This is a genomic window from Vibrio sp. 1874, from assembly GCF_033344395.1.
In the GTDB taxonomy this organism is placed as follows: domain Bacteria; phylum Pseudomonadota; class Gammaproteobacteria; order Enterobacterales; family Vibrionaceae; genus Vibrio; species Vibrio alginolyticus.
Genome location: NZ_JAWPOR010000056.1, coordinates 1 through 1,760, shown reverse-complemented (window position 1 = coordinate 1,760; position 1,760 = coordinate 1). Strand labels below are relative to the sequence as shown.

At 47.2% G+C, this 1,760-nt stretch carries 2 protein-coding genes; both read right to left on the bottom strand.

Annotated elements, in window-relative coordinates; translation table 11 throughout:
• Positions 1 to 355: thiamine pyrophosphate-binding protein (locus tag R8N46_RS24450; protein ID WP_318189682.1), on the bottom strand; the 355-nt coding region annotated here is incomplete at its 3' end.
• Complete coding sequence (locus tag R8N46_RS24445) at positions 352 to 1,659, bottom strand: isochorismate synthase MenF (protein WP_005495975.1); 1,308 nt, start codon at positions 1,657 to 1,659, stop codon at positions 352 to 354. The genes R8N46_RS24450 and R8N46_RS24445, both read right to left, overlap by 4 nt.
• Between the last annotated feature and the right edge of the window lie 101 nt (positions 1,660 to 1,760).

The following is a 1,760-nucleotide window of genomic DNA, read 5'->3' as shown; positions in this document are numbered from 1 at the left end:
TTGCGCCACAACCGACGAGTTCAACAGGGCGGTCAGCAGTAAGCAAAACCAGTTTTTCGCCCGTTAATTTAGCTTCTGCTACCGCAGGCAACAAGTTTGCGACCGCAGTGCCAGAAGTCACGATAACGGCTACCGGCTCTTGGCTCGCTTTCGCCAAGCCAAGCGCCATAAAACCTAATCCACGCTCATCAAAATGAGTATGAATGAAAAAATTTGGCTGTTCCGCCGCTTCTAAAGTCAAAGGAGTCGAACGCGATCCCGGCGCGATACAAACATGCTTCACACCAAATCGGTGAAGCTCAGTCAAAATGGTCTCTGACCAAATTCGATTGAGAACCGCTTGATCGTAACTCATGATGCCACTCCAAGTGGCGGATGATCGGAAATCAACGTTAACAGCGTCGACATCTTTTTATCTAATTCAGCCCATTCGTGTTCAGCAACTGATCCAGGAACAATACCCGCTCCAGCAAACAGCTGAACTTGATCGCCAAGCACCAATGCACTTCTTATTGCCACACAAAACTCTGCGCGTTCATGGCTGATATAACCCATAGAGCCAGCATACCAGCCACGAGCAAACGGCTCGTTATCAAGGATGAACTGCATCGACTCTTTACGAGGCAAACCTGCCACTGCGGCCGTCGGCTGCAATGCAGAAAGCAGTTGTACGCCATTTGTGCCTGTTTTTAAGCTTGCATGAATATTACGTTTGAGGTGCTGCACCTTACGTAAACGCACCAATCTCGGTTCGGTTTCTACTTCTACTATTTCAGAATGAGGAGAAAGGCGTTCTACGATATCGTCCACGACGTACTGGTTTTCGTTTAAGTTTTTTGAATCCTGAGATAACCAATTCGCCAATTCCATATCATGAGTGGCATTGTCGCCACGACCAATGGTGCCCGCTAAAGCTTCGGTATGAAGTTCATGTCCAACACGAGAATACAAACGCTCTGGCGTAGAGCCCATAAAACTGTGTTTGCTGTCTAAACTCAGCAAGAAATGAAAGCTGTGATGGTTGTTCAAATAGCTCGCTTTAAGCAGTTGTGCAGCGCTCAACGTGTTATCCAATTGGACAGTAGAACGGCGAGCCAACACAACTTTTTTAAACTCATCATTCTCAATCCCAGTCAGAACTTTATGTACCAGCGCATCCCACTCAGATTTGACAGGAGTATGAACAATCGAGCGAATGTGTGACGAGATCGGAGGTAAAGCGGCGACATCGCAAATAAGCTTTCTCAAGCCTGCAAGCGTGCGCGCTTTGTCTTCAGTTAGGTTAACCGCAAGTGACCACTGCTGATCAAATCGAATCAGTTCAATTTGAGGCAAAAAGAAAAAAGAAGGCATGCAACGGCGATTTTTTTCGTGCTGGCCATCAAACGATCGCCCGCCCCATACTCGCTGCCCTTCACCAAGAATGGTATAGGCAGGACCCGGCTCAACAAAAGAGTGCAGCTGTCCTAGCGCGACGACCTCTTCACGAGTATCACGGGATTGCCAATAAAACTTGGGGAAAAGTGGTTGTGCATCAAGCCAATCAATAAATGCGAAATTCGGTTTTTCGCTGAGGGGCTCGACCAGACGTACTTGATTGCCTTCCGTGTGCTGAACTCGCTCGATAATTCTTTTTACGGCTTGATGGAACTCTGACAAATCAACCTCGAAGTATGTGAGGATAAAGGTAACTGACGGCTACTCTAAGTTTAGACCCAAAGCAAATCAAGGTCGTATGCGATCTTTTGCAAAATCCTGTG